Below are 16,907 nucleotides of genomic sequence, written 5' to 3' on the forward strand. Positions count from 1 at the left end.
TCCATGACCGCATCCCCGTCCACTCCGCCGCGCCGTTCCTTCGACCTCGCCGCCTGGCGCCCGTCGCCGAAAGCGCTGTGGCTGGTGTTGGCCGCGTTCGTGATCGGCCTTGCGCTGTTCGCGATGGTGTGGTCGGGCGATCGCGACCGCGACGACTTCTACCGCGTCGAAGGCACGCCGCCGACCGCCGCGCCCGACCAGTACGAGCCGCTGCCGGTGCCTCTGCCTGCGCGCGGCAACGACGCCAGCGGGCTCGACCCGGAGCGCCGGGAACAGGTCGCGGCGGAACCGGCGGCGAAAGAAGAACTGCCGCACCTGGTGGAAGCACCGCCACCCACGCCCGAAACCGTGCCGGCACCCGCGCCCACCGCGGGCGCACTGGTACCACCGCGCCCGCTGCCGGGATCGATGCCGTCGCCGCAGTACCCGCTGCGCGCGTTGCGCCGCGGCGAGCGCGGCACGGTGATGGTCCGCGCGCAGATCGGTCCGGACGGCGTGCCCACCTCGGTGACCGTGGCGGGCAGCAGTGGCTCGCGCCTGCTCGACCGTGCAGCCACCCGCGCCGTCGAGCGCTGGCGTTTCGAGCCGGCCACGCTCGACGGGCGCCCCACCGTGGGCACCGTGGAGGTGCCGATCTCGTTCGAGGCCCCGCGCTAGCCGGCGTGCCGCGCTGCGGGACGCAGTGCCATTCCCGCGTCCATGGCGAGTTCCTCGAATGACGGAAACGACGTCGCCACGTTGGCGACATCCGCTATCCGCACTTCGCCCGACGCCACCTGCCCTGCCACCGCGAAGCTCATGGCGATGCGGTGATCGCCGTGGCTGTCGACGGCCCCGCCGCCCGGCGCGCCACCTTCGATGACGGCGCCGTCGGGGAATTCGTCGACGACCACCCCGAGCGAGCGCAGGCCCGCGGCCATGGTCGCGATCCGGTCGGACTCCTTGACCCGCAACTCCGCCGCGCCACTCACCACGGTGCGGCCACGCGCGCAGGCGGCCGCGACGAACAGCGCCGGGAACTCGTCGATCATGTCGGGCACCAGCGCGGCAGGTATTTCGGTGCCGTGCAGCAACGCGTGGCGCACGACCAGGTCGGCCACCGGTTCGCCGCCCTGCTCCCGCGGGCGCTCCTCGACGATATCGGCCCCCATGCGGCGCAGGGCATGCAGCAAGCCGGTCCGTCGCGGGTTCATGCCGACGGCCTCCAGCCGCAGTTCCGACCCCGGTACCACGCTGGCCGCCACTAGGAAGAACGCCGCGGAAGAGAAGTCCGAGGGCACGTCGACCCGGGCCGCGATCAGGCGGTGGCCGCCCTCCAGCCGTGCCCGACCCGGGGCGAAATCGATGGGCCAGCCGAACGCGGCGAGCATGCGTTCGGTGTAGTCGCGGGTGGGGTGTGGCTCCCGCACCACGGTGGTGCCGCGCGCGTACAGTCCGGCCAGCAGGATCGCCGACTTCACCTGGGCGCTCGCGACCGGCAGGTCGTAATCGACACCGTGAAGCTCGCGGCCGCCATGAATGCGCAGTGGCGGCGTGCCGTCCGCACCGGCGCCGATATCCGCGCCCATCCCGGCCAGCGGTTCGGTGACGCGCCGCATCGGCCGCCGGGTCAGCGAGGCATCGCCCACCAGGACGCTGTCGAACGGCTGCCCCGCCAGCAGCCCGGCCAGCAACCGCATGCCGGTTCCCGAGTTGCCGCAGTCCAGCGCCGAACGACTGCCCACCAGCCCGTGCAGGCTCACGCCGTGGACGATCCGTACATTGTCCCGGGGCGACTCGATGCGTACGCCGAGTTGCTCGAATACCTGCGCGGTCGCGCGGGTGTCGTCGCCTTCCAGAAAGCCGTGGATCTCGGTGGTGCCTTCGGCGATGGCGCCGAGCATCACTGCCCGGTGCGACACCGATTTGTCGCCGGGCACGCGAACCGTGCCGCGCAGCGGTCCCCCCATGGACGCCAACCAGTCAAGGCGCGGATTGCTCATGCCGGCACCTCGTCCAGTGCGGCGAGCAGGCGCGCGTTTTCCTCGGCCGTGCCCACCGTGATCCGCAGCCACTGCGGCAGCCCGTAGCCTTCCATCGGCCGCAGCACCACGCCGCGTTCGATGAGGCCCGCTTCCACGGCCGCGGCCCGCGGCCCGAACTCAGCCAGGATGAAGTTGGTCTGCGACGGCAATGCGGGTATTCCGCGGGCGCGCAGCGCCCCCGACAGCTCGCCACGGGCGGCGGCATTGTCCGCACAGGCTTTCCGCAGGTGGGCGGTGTCGGCCAGCGCGGCTTCGGCCGCCGCCAGCGCCAGGGCGTTGACGTTGAAGCTCTCGCGCACCCGGTCCATCACCGCCACCAGTCCGCGCGCGGCGATCAGGTAGCCGATCCGCAGCCCCGCGAGCCCGTAGGCCTTGCTGAAGGTGCGCGTGACCAGGAGGTTCGGATGCGTCGCCTGCAGGGCCAGTCCATTCGCGCAATCGGCACCGGGATCGGCCATCTCGGCGTACGCCTCGTCGAGCACCACCAGCACGTCCGCCGGCACGCGTGCCATGAAGCGCTCCAGCGCCGCCCGATCGAACCACGTGCCGGTGGGATTGTTCGGGTTGGCCAGGTAGACCAGCCGGGTCGCCGGCGTGATCGCGCCAGCGATGGCCTCGAGGTCGTGGCCGAGCGGCATCGCCGCCGTGCGGGGCAGCGCCTCGACCGCACGCGGGGTGGCGCCGGCGGCCTGCGCGGCCAGCGCGAACACCGCAAAGCCGTAGCGCGAAAAGACCACCTCGTCGCCGGGGCCGGCGAACACCTGCGACAGCTGCATCAGCAACTCGTGCGAGCCGTTGCCGAGCAGCACCTGCGCCGGATCCACCGCGTACCGCTCCGCCAGCGCCTGCCGGAGTCCCGCCCCGAGCGGATCGGGGTAGCGATGCAGCAGGTGCAGCCGATCCAGCACCGCGGCACGCGCGGCCGGTGAGGGGCCGTGCGGATTCTCGTTGGAGCCGAGCTCGACCAGCCCCTGCGCATCGAACCGCCGGCGCAGGTCCACCAGGTCGTGCCCCGGATCGTAGGCACGCAAAGTGCGGACCGCGGGCCGGGCGCGGGCCGCGAACCAGTTTTCGTCGAACACATCGCCGCGCCTGGCTGGCGCCTCGTCGCGGGTGCGGCGCGACACGGGTCCCGCCGGCACGGCCGCCCCGATCGTCGTGCCCGGCTCCTGCGTTTCCCGCCGGCCGTTCGCCACGCCGCTCACGCGATCGCCACCGGATAGGAGCCCAGCACTTTCACCTGCTGCGCGAATTCCGCCAGCTCGTCGAGCGCAGGGCGCATCGCCCCGTCCTGCACGTGTCCACCGATATCGATGAAGAACGCGTACTGCCAGCGCCCGGTATGCCCCGGACGCGACTCGATCCGGTTCATGCTCAGTCCGTGCCGGGCGAACGGCGCGAGCACGTGGTGCAACGCGCCGGGCTGGTCCTTGACGAACACCAGCAGCGACGTGCGGTCATTGCCGGAAGGGGTGAACAGCTCGCGGCCGAGCACCAGGAAGCGGGTGGTGTTGTCCGGGCGGTCCTCGATCGGCCCGGCGACATTCTGCAGCCCGTACACGGTCCCCGCGCTGATGCCGGCGATCGCGGCGGCGTCGTCGGCGTTGCGGGCGCGTCGCGCGGCTTCCGCATTGCTGGAGACCGGGATCGTCTCCGCGCCCGGCAGGTACTGGCGCAACCACGCCTTGCATTGCGCGAACGACTGAGGGTGCGAGTAGACCCGTTCGATGTCGCCGATCCGTCCTCCGCGCGACAGCAGGTGCTGGTGGACGCGCAGCTCGACCTCGCCGCAGATCTTTACCCCGGAGGTCAGGAACATGTCGAGCGTGGACTGGATCGTGCCCTGGGTGGAGTTCTCCACCGGCACCACGCCGAAATCGGCGGCGCCGGCCTCCACCTCGCCGAACACCTCCTCGATGCTGCCCAGCGGCAGGCCATGGATCGAGTGGCCGAAGTGCTTGTACACGGCCTGCTGCGAATGCGTCCCCTCGGGACCGAGGAAGCCGATCTTCAGCGGTTCCTGCTGGGCCAGGCAGGCGGACATGATCTCGCGGAACAGGCGCACCAGCACCGCGCCCTCCAGCGGGCCGTCGTTGCGGTCGACCACCCGCCGCAGCACCTGCGCCTCACGCTCGGGGCGGTAGTAGTCCACCGCGGCGGCCAACTTGCCCTTGGCCTTGCCGACCTGGCCGGCGAACCGCGCCCGCTCGGCGATCAGCTCCTGGATGCGGCGGTCGATCCCGTCGATGCGTTCGCGCAGCGCCGGCAGGTCCGCCGTAGCGGCCTCGTCGGGGATTTCGGATGCGGCCGGCGCAGCCGGCGTGGTGGGGATAGTCATCGCTCTCTCGCCTGGGACATGGACAACGCGGAACCGGCTTCCGACAGGCTATCCGGACCGGCGACGCCGGCCCTCGATAGTTGCCGACTCCGCCGGAGCCGACTCGCGTCGACGGGCATGAGGACATGCCCGGCCGGCTCAGCCGCGGCGCTGCTGGAAATCGCGCATGAAGCCGGCCAGCGACCGCACGCCTTCTTCCGGCATGGCGTTGTAGATCGATGCGCGCATGCCGCCGAGTGCCCGGTGGCCCTTCAGCGAGATCAAGCCGGCGTCCTTCGCCCCGGCAAGGAAATCCTTGTCGAGCGCAGCGTCGTGCAGGAAGAACGGCACGTTCATGCGCGAACGTGCGGTGGGCGCGACCTCGTTGCGGTAGAAACCGCCGGAGCCGTCGATGGCCTCGTAGAGCATCGCCGCCTTGCGCGCGTTGCGGTGGGCGAACTCCGCCACTCCGCCCTCGGCCAGCATCCACTTGAACACCAGGCCCGCCAGATACCAGTTGAAGGTCGGTGGCGTGTTGAGCATCGAGCCGCTGCGCGCGTGCTGCGCGTAGTCGAGGATCGGCGCGCGCGGCTGACCCGCGCGTTCGAGCAGGTCCCGCCGCACGATGGCGACGCTGACGCCGACCGGCCCGAGGTTCTTCTGCGCGCCGGCGTAGATCATGCCGAACCGCGCGACGTCGACCGGCGCCGAGGCGATGCTGGAACTGAAGTCGGCGATCAACGGCGCGGCCCCGACATCCGGCACGTCGTCGAATTCCACTCCGTGGATGGTTTCGTTGGCGGTGATGTGGACGTAGGCCGCGTCGGCCGACAGGCGCCATTCGCCGCGCGGGGGGATGTCGCGGAACCCGTCGTCCTCGCCGCTGGCGGCGACGTGGGCGGCGACGTACGGCTGTACCTGCTTCAGCGCGGTCCTGCCCCAGTGGCCGGTGACCACATAGTCGGCCACTTGCCCGGGTTCGGCGAAGTTCAACGCGATCAGCGCCTGCTGGGTGGTGGCGCCGCCGGACAGGAACAGCACCGCGTAATCGTCGGGGACCGACATCAGCGTGCGCAGGTCGGACTCCGCCTCCGACGCCACCTGCATGAACTCGGGACCGCGATGGCTCAGTTCGACGATCGACGCGCCCGCCCCGCGCCACTCCAGCAGTTCATCCCGGGCCTGCTGCAGCACGGATTCCGGCAACGTCGCGGGGCCGGCACTGAAGTTGTAGCAGCGGGTCATGGGTGGCGCTCCGTCGGCAGACCGGGAAATCCGGCGTACCGGCAGTATGCCGCAGTGCAGCACGATGCAAAGACCCGCAACGCCCCTCCCGGGTTCAGCGCGTCCCGAACATCAGCAGCAGGGTCAACGCGCCCGCAAGCAGCAGCGCGGCCAGCAACAGCCACGGCAGGCGGCGCACCGAGCGTGCACCGGAGGAACGTGCGGGAATGGCGGGCAGCTCCGGCCCCGGCTCATCGACGCGTGCCGGCTCGGTCCACTGCGTACCCGCCGACAACGGTGCCTCCAGCACGAAGCGGTGCTGGCTGCCGAAGACGATCTGGTCGCCCGCCTGCAGCAATCCTTCCCGGACCGGGTGTCCATTGACGGTGCTGTCATCCGTCGCCCCCAGGTCCCGGAGCACGATGCCGTCCTGGTGGGGTTCCAGCCGGACGTGCCGCTCGGCGATCCGCGGTTCGTCGATGCGGACGTCGCATTCGGGTCCGCGCCCGATTTCGCGCGAGTGGTCGAGGCTGAAGCAGCGCCCGTGGTGGGGGCCGCCGACGCCGCGCAGGACGACGCGGCGGTCGCTTTCGCGGATATCGGGGACGGCGGTGGGCATCGGCCCCGGCGCGGAACCGAGCAGGGTCAGCTCGACCCCTTCGACGTGGACCGCGTCGCCGGCGCGGAGCATCGCCATGCGGCGCACGGGGCGGCCGTTGACGTGCAGCCCCGTGGTGCCCTCGCGCGACTGCAGCCATACACCGCGGCGATCGACGCAGAACTGCACGAGCGCCGCTTCGCGCTGCTGCACGGGGGCAAGGCGTCCGTCGCCGGCACGGCCGACGGCGTGCACGCCCTGGCTCAGGGGCACGTCGTCGGGTTGGCGGTCGGGAAATCGCAGTTTCAGGGCATCCACGCGGGCGAAATCTAGCATGGCGGTGCGTCCCCGCCCACGGCTTTGACGGCGACGTCCGCCGAAGCACAATGGGCGCGTCCCAGGAGAACGTCATGGCGAGTATCGACATCCAGCATCCCCACACGATGGCGCCGGCGCATGCCCGCCAGGCGGTGCAGGACGTGGCCGACAAGCTGGTCGACCGCTTCGGCGTCGAGTGCCGGTGGAACGGCGACATCCTCGACTTCAGCCGCAGCGGCGTCGAGGGCCGCATCGCCCTGCTGCCCGGCCAATTGCACGTCACCGCGCAGCTGGGTTTCCTGTTCGGTGCGATGAAGGGGCCGATCGAGGCCGAGATCCGGCGCGTGCTGACGGAGCGCTTCTCCTGATCGCCGCACCCCGGCCCGCATCGCGTCACCCGGCGGTCGCGGAGCGCTGCGTATATTGCGGCGGGTCTTCGGTGGGGAAAGGGTTGATCCGGGAATGATGACCGTTTCGTTCGTGGTGACCGCGCTGGTGATCGCCCTGCTGCTGGGCGCGGCCGCCACCGCCTGGCTCTGGCGGATCCATTGTCCCCGGCTGACGGCGTCGGCCGGTCTGCGTGCCCTGGCGGCGATGCGCTGGCGCGAGTTTTCACGCTTCGTGATCGAGGCGCTGCAGGCGCAGGGATTCGAGGCGAGCCGGCTCGAGCCTTCCGCCGACCGTGGCCAGAAGGCCGACCTGCTGCTCAACCGCGACGGCCAGACTTGGCTGCTCACCTGCAAGCAGGGCGTGGATTACCGCATCAACCGCGCGATGGTCGACGAACTGGCACGGGCGGTCCGGATGAGCGGTGCGAGCGGCGGCATCCTCACCACCCTTGGCCGGATCGAGACGGACGTTCGCAAGCACGCGGGGGCGATCGAGCTGCTCGACGGCGCGGAGCTGTGGCCGCTGATCGACCCGTTGTTGCCACCGAGCCTGCACGACGACCTGCTCGCACGCGCACGCCGCGACACCGCGCGACTCACCCTGTTCGCGTGGGCACTGGCGCTCGCCGTCGGCCTGCTGCTGGCGACGGTGCTGGCGGGGCTGACCGGGGGGGCGGCCGACGGGCCTGTCGAAAAATCGCCCGTGACCGCCGCCCCGCCGCCGACCGCACCCGCGGCCGCGCCCCTCGAGCCCGCACCCGAACGCCCGTCCGCCAGCGAGGAGGAGCAACGCGTTGCGATCGAACAATCGGTCGCGGTGCTGCCCGGCATGGTCGATGCGGGTTGGGCGACGCGTTCGACCCTGCTGGTGCAGCTCAAACCGGACGTGACCGAGCCGCAGATCGACGCCATCTGCGACGTGCTCGAAAGCAGCGAGGCACTGCGCGCCTCCCGGGTGCAGCTGCAACCCGCGCCGGGCAGTGACACGCCGGTGCGCTTCATGCAATGCAGGACGTTCTGACCGACCGCGACAGGCACCGCGGCGTCGGTTGACCACCCCGTGCACCCGTGCTGTCATGCGTCGCCTCGACGGTGCCTGGAGCCCCCATGCCGGACCTGATCGCCGCGTTCGAAGAGGCCGTGCGCCACGTGCAGGCCCTGCCCGACCGGCCCGACAACGACACCCTGCTGCGCCTGTACGGGCTCTACAAGCAGGCCACCGCGGGCGACGCAGGCGGGCGGAAGCCCGGCATCTTCGATGTCGTCGGCGCGGCCAAGTACGAGGCGTGGGCAGCCCTTGCAGGCGTCACCCGCGACGAAGCGATGCGCCGTTACATCGAGCTCGCCACCCGCCTCCGCCGCTGACCCCGAAGCACCGCATCGCCGAAAAAGGTATTGCTCAACCCCGCGGGCCTTGCTGTATACTGCGCGGCCCAACCGGGGCGGTTAGCTCAGCGGTAGAGCATTGCCTTCACACGGCAAGGGTCGCAGGTTCGATCCCTGCACCGCCCACCAGTTGTACTAAGCCGGCCACGCGCCGGCTTTTTCATGTCCGCGTCGCCATCGGACGCGACGCCACCCGGAGTTGCGACATGGACGATACCCGGCTGTACCACAATCCCCGCTGCTCGAAGTCGCGTGGCGCGCTGGAATTGTTGCGCGAGCGCGGCGTCGAGCTGGTGATCGTCCTCTACCTCGACACACCGCCGGATGCGGACGAGCTGCGCGGGCTGCTGGCGATGCTGTCCATGCCCGCCCGCGGGCTGCTGCGCACCGGCGAAGCCGAATTCGCGGAGCTGGGCCTGGCCGACCCCGCACTGCCGGAGGATCGGCTCATCGCGGCCATGGTCGCGCACCCGCGGTTGATCGAACGACCGGTCTTCGTCCATCGCGGGCGGGCGGTGATCGGTCGTCCGCCCGGGCGGGTGCTCGACCTGCTCGACTGAACGGCGCCGCTAGAAGGATTTGCTCTCGCGCATCTTCCGCACCCGTTCCGGTGCGCCGAAGGAGTCGCTGCGCGCGCTCGCCCAGAACGCCTTGAACACCGCGTGTTCCGGGAGACCCGACAGCAGTTCGCCGGGCTCCAGGAACCGGAACAGCGCCGCCAGCGAGCGGACCTCGGTCGGCGACACCCGGCGCATGATGTGCTCGGGCCCGATCTCGCGCGGGTGTTCCAGCCCCGCCGCGCACAGCAGGTCCCGCAGGGCACGCACCGTGTTGTGGTGGAAGTTGTAGACCCGCACCGATTTGTCGGCCACGTCCAGTGCGCGCCAGCGCTTGGGATCCTGGGTGGCGACGCCGGTCGGGCAATGGTCGGTGTGGCAGGTCTGGGCCTGGATGCAGCCGACCGCGAACATGAAGCCGCGCCCCGAGTTGCACCAGTCCGCGCCCATGGCGAGCGTACGGGCGATGTCGAACGCGCTGGTGATCTTTCCGGCCGCCGCCAGCCGCAGGTTGTCGCGCAGGCCCAACCCGACCAGGGTGTTGTGCACCAGCATCAGCGCCTCGTGCATCGGCACGCCGACGTGGTCGATGAATTCCGCCGGAGAGGCACCGGTACCGCCCTCCGCGCCGTCGACCACGATGAAGTCCGGCAGGATCCCGGTTTCCTTCATCGCCTTGGCGATGCCGAACCATTCCCACGGGTGGCCGATCGCCAGCTTGAACCCGGTCGGCTTGCCGCCCGACAGTTCGCGCAGCTGTGCCACGAACTCGAGCAGGCCGATCGGCGTGGAGAACGCACTGTGCTGTGGCGGCGACACGCATTCCACCCACGCCGGCACGCCACGGGTCAGCGCGATTTCCTCGCTCACCTTCGGCGCCGGCAGCACGCCGCCGTGCCCGGGCTTCGCGCCCTGCGAGAGCTTGATCTCGATCATCCTGACCTGCGGCTCGGTCGCATTGGCGACGAAGCGCTCGGGACTGAAGCGTCCCTGGTCGTCACGGCAGCCGAAGTATCCCGAGCCGATCTCCCACACCAGGTCCCCGCCGTGCTCGCGGTGGTAGGGCGAGATCGAGCCCTCACCGGTGTCGTGGTAGAACCCGCCCGCCTTCGCGCCCTTGTTGAGCGCGCGGATGGCATTGGCCGACAGCGAACCGAAACTCATCGCCGAAATGTTGAACACGCTGGCCGAATACGGTTGTGCGCTCTTCTCGCCGACCAGCACGCGGAAATCCGGATCGACGTGCAGGCTCGGCACCATCGAATGGTTGATCCACTCGTAGTCGACGCCGTAGACGTCGTTGAGGGTGCCGAACGGGCGGGTATCGATCACCGATTTGGCGCGCTGGTAGACCAGCGCACGCTGCAAGCGGGAGAACGGCACTTCGGCGGTGTCGGCCTGGATGAAGTACTGCCGCATCTCGGGACCGATCGACTCCAGCCCGTAGCGGAAATGGGCGAGCAACGGGTAGTTGCGCCTCAGCGTGCTGCGCTGCTGCAGCAGGTCCCAGGTGCCCAGTGCCGCCAGCGCGCCGGACAGCACCAGCACCCACGCCCAGGAACGATCGACCCAGACCGTCATCGCCGCTGAAAGCAGCGTCAGTACGATGGCCACGATGTAGAGGGCGTAACGCGACATGCAGGCTCCCGTTCGATCCGTCAGTGCCCGAGGATAACCGTGCCGGCATGCGACCCCGGGAAGAGATGCTGCTAGTGGGGCGGTCGAGCGGCGGGAGACGGCGCCGGGTCGCTCCGCAAGGCCCGTAGTACGGACTGGCTGGCGCGGCCGTCGGGCTCGCGGCCCAGCCGCTGCTGCTCGAGACGGATCGCCGCCCTCGAACTGCCGCCGATGATGCCGTCGACCTCGCCGATGTCATGGCCGCGCTGCAGCAGCAGGCGTTGCAGCTCACGCCGTTCCTGCCGCGACAGCCCCGGATCGTCGGTGGGCCAGGGCTGCACGAATCCGTCCTGCCCGCGTAGTCGGTCAGACAGGTGGGCGATGGCGAGGGCGTAGCTCTCCGCGGCGTTGTAGGAGTAGATCGCGTCGAAGTTCCTGAACACCAGGAATGCCGGGCCGTTCCTGCCCGCTGGCAGCAACACGGCGGCGCGGGTGGAGGTCGGTTCGATCGCGCCGCCATCGACCCGGGTGATGCCCTGCCCCACCCACTGCGACAGCGGGCGTCGATCGGTGCGTCCGCCGCTGCCGGCGAAACCGTCGGGCAACTTCACCTCGTAGCCCCAGGCTTCGCCGCTGCGCCAGCCGGATCGCTTCAGATAGTTCGCGGTGGAAGCGAGCGCGTCCGGCACGCTGCCGACCAGGTCTCGCCGCCCGTCACGGTCGAAGTCCACCGCGATACGCCGGTACGTCGAGGGCATGAACTGGGTGTGGCCGAACGCACCCGCCCACGAGCCGAGCAGCCGGTCGGCGGCGACATCGCCGTCCTGGATGATGCGCAGCGTCGCCATCAGCTCGCCGCGGAAGAAATCCTGGCGCCGGCCCATGCACGACAGTGTCGTCAGTGACTGCAGCAGCGGACGCTTGCCAGTGGTGCGGCCGTAGTCGCTCTCCACGCCCCAGACCGCGACGACGGTCTCCGGGTCGACCCCGTACGCGATCTCCACCCTTGACAGCGTATCGGCATGCTGCGCGAGCATCGCCCGGCCGTCGGCGACGCGCTCCGCGTCGACCAGCCCTGCGAGGTAGTCCCAGATGGGCGTGCTGAACTCGGGTTGCGCGTCGAGAAGCCGCAGCACCGACGTGTCGGGTTGAACGGCGCGGACATGGCGGTCAAACACCGCCTCGTCGAGGCCCTCGGTATTCGCGTGTCGAGCTAGGCGATCCAGGCAGCGGTCATAGGCGGCCTGGTCGTAAGAGGGCGCGGCGGCCTGCGACGCCGTGGCCACGGCAAGCGCGAGCAGGTTCGAGATCATGGACCGCACCTTATCGGGCCCGGTCGTGACGGGGTCGTAGTGAAAGGACCGGCGGCGATGGACCGGATCGCACAAAAACGGCGCGCCGACCCGACCGCCGGCGGTGATCTACCCCGCGGCGTTCAGACGACGGCGCGGACCAGCAGGTAGCCGCCCACGCTCAACCAGACGAAGAGCATCGCCGCGAGCAGCAGCGGTCGCGGCCCCAGCGCACGCAACTTGGCGAAGCGGGTCTCCACGCCCAGCGCGGCCATGGCGGTGGCCAGCAGCAACGTATCCAGCGTCAGAAGGACGGACTTCCACGCCGGCGGAATCTGCACCAGCGAGTTCAACGCCACCACCGCAAGGAACCCCAGCGCGAACCATGGAACCACCATCGCGCCCTCGCCGCCTTCCCGCGCTTCGCGCCAGCCGAGCACCAGCAGTACCGGCACCAGCATCAGCACGCGGGTGAGCTTGACGATGACGGCCGCGTCGGCGGTTTCCGGACTCACCGCGCTGCCCACCGCCACCACCTGCGCGACTTCGTGCACGGTCGCGCCCGCATAGAGGCCAAAACCCGCGGGATCGAGCCCGAGGTGCGGATACAACTGCGGATACAGGAAGATGTTGAAGGTGCCGAACAGCACCACGGTTGCCACCGCGATGGCGACCTTGCCCGGTTCGGCGCGGATCACCCGCTCCACCGCCAGCACCGCGGCGGCACCGCAGATGGCGCTGCCCGCGGCGGTCAGCAGCGCGGTATGCCGGTCCAGCCCGAACCAGCGGCGCCCCGCCCAGCTGCCGAGCAACAGCGTCGACACCACCACTACGACGTCCACCAGCAGCCCCGCCACGCCAATCGCGGCGATGTCTTGGAAGCTCAGGCGCAGGCCGTACAACACCACGCCCGCACGCAGCAGTTGCCGCTGCGCCAGGTGGAGGCCGGGACCGGTGCGCGCCGGCAGCCGTGCCCCCAGCCCGTTGCCGACGAGCAGCCCGAGCACGATCGCGCAGGTCAGGGCACTCAGTTGCCATTGCGCCAGCCACGGCAACCCGGCCAGCCACGAGCCGGCGAGCCCCAACGCCACTGCGAGCACGAGGCCCGGCAACAGGCGTGGGCCGGGACGCAGGGAGTCGGGGATCAGGCGGGACGCGGCGGTCTGGAGCATGGCGATCGGCGGTGGCAACTGGCGTGCATGCTCCACGCCGCAGCCTGCTCAGTACAGTTGATATTACTTAGCGGCATGATCAAATAACCTGATGATCGGCGTCAGCCCCCGCCAGCTCGAAATATTCGTCGCCGTCGCGGTCACCGGCAGCGTGCGCGGCGCGGCCGACCAGCTCCACCTGAGCCAGCCGGCCGCGAGCATGGGCCTGTCGGAAATGGAGCGCCTGCTGGGCCACCGGGTATTCGACCGTGTGCAGCGCCGGCTGCACCTCAATGCCCACGGCAAGCGGCTGTTGCCGCAGGCGCAGGAGATCCTCGAACGCCTGCGCGAGTTCGGCACGGCCGAGTCGCCCGGGCAGCTCTCCGGTGACCTCCGGCTCGGCGCGAGCAACACGATCGGCAACTACCTGGTTGGCGACCTGCTGGGCGACTTCGTCGCCGCGCATCCACGCATGTCTGTGCGGCTGCACGTCGACAACAGCGCGGCGATCCTCGCCGGCATGCTGGACTACAGCCTGGACCTGGGCTGCATCGAAGGGCCGGCCGCGCATCCGGAGCTCGAGCTGCTGCCGTGGCGCAAGGACGCGCTCCGCGTCTGCGCTCCGACCGGCCATCGACTCGCCGCGCGCAAGCGCCTGCGCCCGGAAGATTTCGCCGGTGCGCGCTGGATCCTGCGCGAAACCGGTTCGGCCACACGTGGACAGGCCGAACGCGCGTTGGCTTCGCTTCCCGCAGGCGAGACGGTGCTGGAACTTGACCAGAGCGAAGCAATCAAGCAGGCGGTCATCGCCGGCCTGGGACTGGCATTGCTGCCGCAGGTCGCGGTGGAGCAGGCGCGCGCTTCGGGACGGATCGCGGTGCTGCACACGCCTTTCCTGTCGCTGCAGCGCGAGTTGAGCCTGGTGCTGCATCGGCGTCGCCACCGCGGCCAGCTGCTGCAGGCGTTCCTGCGAAGCGTGCGGCGCGAACGCACGTGAAAGCGGGTGGTGCCCGGAGTCGGGATCGAACCGACACGGCCGCGAGGCCGAGGGATTTTAAGTCCCTTGCGTCTACCAGTTTCGCCATCCGGGCCGATGGGGCGCGACAAAGAAAAACCGCGCCGGAGCGCGGTTTCGAAGTTGGAGGCCGAGGTCGGAATTGAACCGGCGTACGCGGATTTGCAGTCCGCTGCATAACCACTCTGCCACCCGGCCGGATGACGCGCACCGCAAGCATACCGCTTGTGATGCCGGCTGCACGAGGCAGCCTCTGGAAAAAACAAAACCCCGCGAACGGGGTTTGTTTCGAAAGCCCCTCCGGCGAACCGGAGGGCGAAATCTGGAGCGGGAAACGAGACTCGAACTCGCGACCCCGACCTTGGCAAGGTCGTGCTCTACCAACTGAGCTATTCCCGCTGAGGAGCCGCCATTTTAGGCATGGACGCAGAAGTGTCAACTAGTTTTTTGCATCTTCTTTCAGCGACGGCCACGCCGCATGCAGATAGGCGAAACCCGACCACAACGTGAGCAGCGCCGCAGCCGCCAGCAACCAGTCGCCGATCACGAACACCGCCCGTCCCATCCAGGGATCGACGTACACCGGACGGTCCGGCCGCAACGCATACAGCAGGCAGACCAGCGCAACCATCTGCACCACCGTCTTCACCTTGCCGACGGCGGCCACCGACACCTTGGCCCGCTGGCCCAGCTCGGCCATCCATTCCCGCAGCGCCGATACCGCTATCTCGCGACCGACGATCACCGCTGCCCACAACGCCATCCAGGGCGTCGGGTGCGCCTGGACGATCAGGAACAGCGCGGTCGCAACCATCAACTTGTCGGCCACCGGATCGAGGAAGGCGCCAAACGGCGAGGACAGGTCGTAGCGCCGCGCGATCCATCCATCCAGCCAATCGGTCACCGCGGCGAAGGCGAAGATCGCCGCGGCAAGGAAATTGGTCCAGCGGAACGGGAGATAGAACACCAGCACCAGTACCGGGATCAGCACGATCCGCAGCAGGGTGAGCATGGTCGGCACCGTCAACTTCATTCGTCGCTCCGTGTCGCCTGGGCCACGCCACCGTTGGCGCTTTCCAGCCCATGCAGGGTCGCATAGATGCGTTCGGCTAGGGCGGCATTGACCCCCTCCACCCGGGAGATTTCCTCGACGCCCGCAGCCTTCAATCCGCCCAGTCCCCCGAAGTGCCGCAGCAGGTTGGCGCGTCGGCGCGGGCCGATGCCGGGGATGTCCTCGAGCCGGCTGGTGCTGCGCGCCTTCTGGCGGCGGCCGCGGTGGCCGGTGATGGCGAACCGGTGGGCCTCGTCGCGGACCTGCTGGATGAACTGCAGCGCCGGCGACTCCGCACCCGGACGCACGCAACGCCCGTCGGGCAACAGCAGTTCCTCGTCGCCGGGTCGACGCGCCGGCCCCTTGGCGACGCCGACCAGCACGACGCCTTCGATGCCCAGTTCGTCCAGCACCGCCCTCGCCTGCGCGACCTGCCCGGCGCCGCCGTCGATCAACAGCACGTCGGGTAGGACGGCGGCGGCCTTGTCGGTACGCTTGCGACGGGTCGCCCCGGCCGGATCACCGGGGTCCGTCGCCTCGCTCGCCACCGCGCGGCGGAAGCGCCGGCTGATGGCCTGGTGCATGGCCGCGTAGTCGTCACCCGGCTCGATGCCGGCGATGTTGTAGCGCCGGTACTGGCCGCGCACCGGACCTTCGGCGTCGAAGACCACGCACGATGCCACCGTCGCCTCGCCCATGGTGTGGCTGATGTCGAAACACTCGACCCGCTGCGCCAGCGCCGCCAGGCCGAGCAGTTCCCGCAGGCCCTCGGCACGGGCGAGCTGGGCGGCGTGGCTGGTGCGTTCGCTGGCCAGCGTGATCTGGGCGTTGCGACGGGCCATGTCGAGATAGCCGGCGCGGTCGCCGCGCACCCGGTGGCGGACCTCGACCTTGCGTTCGCCGGCGACCGACAACGCCTGCTGGATCAGCTCGCGATCCGGGATGTCGCGGTCGATCACGATCTCGCCGGGCGGCACCTGCTCGCCGTAGTACTGCGAGACGAACGCGGCGAGCACTTCTTCGGGATTTTCGCTGCCGTTGGTGCGCGGGAAGAACGCGCGCGTACCCAGGTTGCGGCCGTCGCGGAACGCCAGCATCACCACGCAGGCGGCGGCGCCCTGCATCGACACCGCCAGTACGTCCAGGTCGGCGGCACGGCCATCCACGTACTGGCGCGCCTGCAGGGTGCGGATCGATGTCACCAGGTCGCGCAGGCGCGCGGCTTCCTCGAAGTCGAGCCGTTCGCTCGCGGCCTCCATCGCCCGGCCGAGCTCGCCGGTCAGCTCGTCGCTGCGGCCGTCGAGCAGCAGCGAGGCCCGGCGCACGCTTTCGGCATATTCCGGGCCGGGCACCAGCCCGACGCAGGGCGCGCTGCACCGGCCGATCTGATGCTGCAGGCACGGCCGCGACCGGTTGCGGAACACGCTGTCCTCGCAGCTGCGCAGCTTGAAGAGCTTGTGCATCAGGTTGAGCGTGTCGCGCACCGCGCCGACGCTCGCGTACGGCCCGAAATAGCGTCCCGGCACCGCGCGCGGACCGCGGTGCACGGCGATCCGCGGCCACTCCTCGTTGGTCAGCAGCACGTACGGGTAACTCTTGTCGTCGCGCAGCAACACGTTGTAACGCGGCTTGAGCGACTTGATCAGCTGGTTCTCGAGGATCAGCGCCTCGGCCTCGGTACGGGTGACCGTGACCTCCATCCGCACCGTCTGCGCCAGCATCGCCATGATCCGCGCCGACTTCGGGGTGGCGTTGAAATAGCTCGACACGCGGTTGCGCAGCGCGCTCGCCTTGCCGACGTACAGCACGTTGTCGTCGGCGCCGATCATCCGGTAGACCCCCGGCGCGGTGCTGAGCCCCTTCGCGAAGGCCTTGCCGTCGAACGCCGGCCGCGTGCTCACGGCCGCCTCCCGGCGCAGGCAACACGGGCAAGGCAGACACGGCGACGCGCCGGTCGCGTGGTGCCGG

16 protein-coding genes and 4 tRNA genes are annotated in these 16,907 nt (G+C 69.9%); 7 read left to right on the forward strand and 13 right to left on the reverse strand.

Annotated features, from left to right (window positions below; translation table 11 throughout):
• The first annotated feature begins 3 nt into the window (after positions 1-3).
• Positions 4-657 (forward strand): energy transducer TonB, encoded by a 654-nt coding sequence (locus tag U8331_RS08330; RefSeq protein WP_481130586.1) that lies wholly within the window; start codon positions 4-6, stop codon positions 655-657.
• Here the strand turns inward: U8331_RS08330 and aroA are convergent.
• The 5 genes from aroA to U8331_RS08355 all read right to left on the reverse strand — a co-directional run bounded on the left by aroA (position 654) and on the right by U8331_RS08355 (position 6,499).
• Positions 654-1,982 carry a 3-phosphoshikimate 1-carboxyvinyltransferase gene (gene aroA, locus U8331_RS08335; protein WP_481130587.1) on the reverse strand — a complete coding sequence of 443 codons (1,329 nt, stop codon included), beginning with the start codon at positions 1,980-1,982 and terminating at the stop codon, positions 654-656. The two genes, U8331_RS08330 and aroA, sit on opposite strands and share 4 nt — an antisense overlap.
• Positions 1,979-3,151, reverse strand: a complete 1,173-nt coding sequence (gene hisC / locus U8331_RS08340) for a histidinol-phosphate transaminase (protein WP_481130588.1) — start codon at positions 3,149-3,151, stop codon at positions 1,979-1,981. Before hisC ends, aroA begins: the two co-directional genes overlap by 4 nt.
• 74 nt (positions 3,152-3,225) lie before the next feature.
• Complete coding sequence (pheA, locus tag U8331_RS08345) at positions 3,226-4,362, reverse strand: prephenate dehydratase (RefSeq protein ID WP_481130589.1); 1,137 nt, start codon at positions 4,360-4,362, stop codon at positions 3,226-3,228.
• Between the two features lie 138 nt (positions 4,363-4,500).
• Positions 4,501-5,586 carry a 3-phosphoserine/phosphohydroxythreonine transaminase gene (serC, locus tag U8331_RS08350; RefSeq protein WP_481130590.1) on the reverse strand — a complete coding sequence of 362 codons (1,086 nt, stop codon included), beginning with the start codon at positions 5,584-5,586 and terminating at the stop codon, positions 4,501-4,503.
• 94 nt (positions 5,587-5,680) lie between these two features.
• Positions 5,681-6,499 (reverse strand): FHA domain-containing protein, encoded by an 819-nt coding sequence (locus U8331_RS08355; protein ID WP_481130591.1) that lies wholly within the window; start codon positions 6,497-6,499, stop codon positions 5,681-5,683.
• Between the two features lie 74 nt (positions 6,500-6,573).
• Between U8331_RS08355 and U8331_RS08360 the strand changes: the two genes are divergently transcribed.
• The 5 genes from U8331_RS08360 (at position 6,574) to arsC (ending at position 8,816) form a co-directional block, all read left to right on the forward strand.
• Complete coding sequence (locus U8331_RS08360) at positions 6,574-6,849, forward strand: polyhydroxyalkanoic acid system family protein (RefSeq protein WP_481130592.1); 276 nt, start codon at positions 6,574-6,576, stop codon at positions 6,847-6,849.
• Between the two features lie 97 nt (positions 6,850-6,946).
• Complete coding sequence (locus U8331_RS08365; RefSeq protein WP_481130593.1) at positions 6,947-7,891, forward strand: restriction endonuclease; 945 nt, start codon at positions 6,947-6,949, stop codon at positions 7,889-7,891.
• A gap of 86 nt (positions 7,892-7,977) precedes the next feature.
• Positions 7,978-8,235 (forward strand): acyl-CoA-binding protein, encoded by a 258-nt coding sequence (locus U8331_RS08370; protein ID WP_481130594.1) that lies wholly within the window; start codon positions 7,978-7,980, stop codon positions 8,233-8,235.
• A gap of 75 nt (positions 8,236-8,310) precedes the next feature.
• Positions 8,311-8,385, forward strand: a tRNA-Val gene (locus U8331_RS08375).
• 77 nt (positions 8,386-8,462) lie between these two features.
• Positions 8,463-8,816: an arsenate reductase (glutaredoxin) gene (gene arsC / locus U8331_RS08380; RefSeq protein ID WP_481130595.1), complete on the forward strand. Its 354-nt coding sequence runs from the start codon at positions 8,463-8,465 to the stop codon at positions 8,814-8,816.
• A 9-nt stretch (positions 8,817-8,825) separates the two neighbouring features.
• On the opposite strand, the gene U8331_RS08385 is transcribed toward arsC, so the two are convergent.
• The 3 genes from U8331_RS08385 to U8331_RS08395 form a co-directional block, all read right to left on the reverse strand.
• Positions 8,826-10,451, reverse strand: coding sequence for an FMN-binding glutamate synthase family protein (locus U8331_RS08385; protein WP_481130596.1), 1,626 nt, complete (start codon positions 10,449-10,451; stop codon positions 8,826-8,828).
• Between the two features lie 71 nt (positions 10,452-10,522).
• A complete protein-coding gene (locus U8331_RS08390; protein ID WP_481130597.1) occupies positions 10,523-11,743 on the reverse strand; it encodes a lytic murein transglycosylase in 1,221 nt (406 codons plus the stop codon).
• A gap of 122 nt (positions 11,744-11,865) precedes the next feature.
• Positions 11,866-12,894 carry a YeiH family protein gene (locus U8331_RS08395; RefSeq protein ID WP_481130598.1) on the reverse strand — a complete coding sequence of 343 codons (1,029 nt, stop codon included), beginning with the start codon at positions 12,892-12,894 and terminating at the stop codon, positions 11,866-11,868.
• A 91-nt stretch (positions 12,895-12,985) separates the two neighbouring features.
• Here U8331_RS08395 and U8331_RS08400 point away from each other — a divergent pair, with 91 nt between their 5' ends.
• Positions 12,986-13,870 carry a LysR substrate-binding domain-containing protein gene (locus U8331_RS08400; RefSeq protein WP_481130599.1) on the forward strand — a complete coding sequence of 295 codons (885 nt, stop codon included), beginning with the start codon at positions 12,986-12,988 and terminating at the stop codon, positions 13,868-13,870.
• A gap of 7 nt (positions 13,871-13,877) precedes the next feature.
• On the opposite strand, the gene U8331_RS08405 is transcribed toward U8331_RS08400, so the two are convergent.
• The 5 genes from U8331_RS08405 to uvrC all read right to left on the reverse strand — a co-directional run bounded on the left by U8331_RS08405 (position 13,878) and on the right by uvrC (position 16,840).
• Positions 13,878-13,964, reverse strand: a tRNA-Leu gene (locus U8331_RS08405).
• Positions 13,965-14,012: 48 nt separating this feature from the next.
• Positions 14,013-14,086: transfer RNA gene (locus tag U8331_RS08410), tRNA-Cys, on the reverse strand.
• A gap of 125 nt (positions 14,087-14,211) precedes the next feature.
• Positions 14,212-14,287, reverse strand: a tRNA-Gly gene (locus U8331_RS08415).
• A gap of 40 nt (positions 14,288-14,327) precedes the next feature.
• On the reverse strand, positions 14,328-14,921 hold the full coding sequence (gene pgsA, locus U8331_RS08420) for a CDP-diacylglycerol--glycerol-3-phosphate 3-phosphatidyltransferase (protein WP_481130600.1): 594 nt from the start codon (positions 14,919-14,921) through the stop codon (positions 14,328-14,330).
• Entirely contained in the window at positions 14,918-16,840 is a 1,923-nt protein-coding gene (gene uvrC, locus U8331_RS08425) for an excinuclease ABC subunit UvrC (RefSeq protein WP_481130601.1), read from the reverse strand. Before uvrC ends, pgsA begins: the two co-directional genes overlap by 4 nt.
• Between the last annotated feature and the right edge of the window lie 67 nt (positions 16,841-16,907).

Source organism: Lysobacter sp. CC-YZS074, assembly GCF_056739745.1.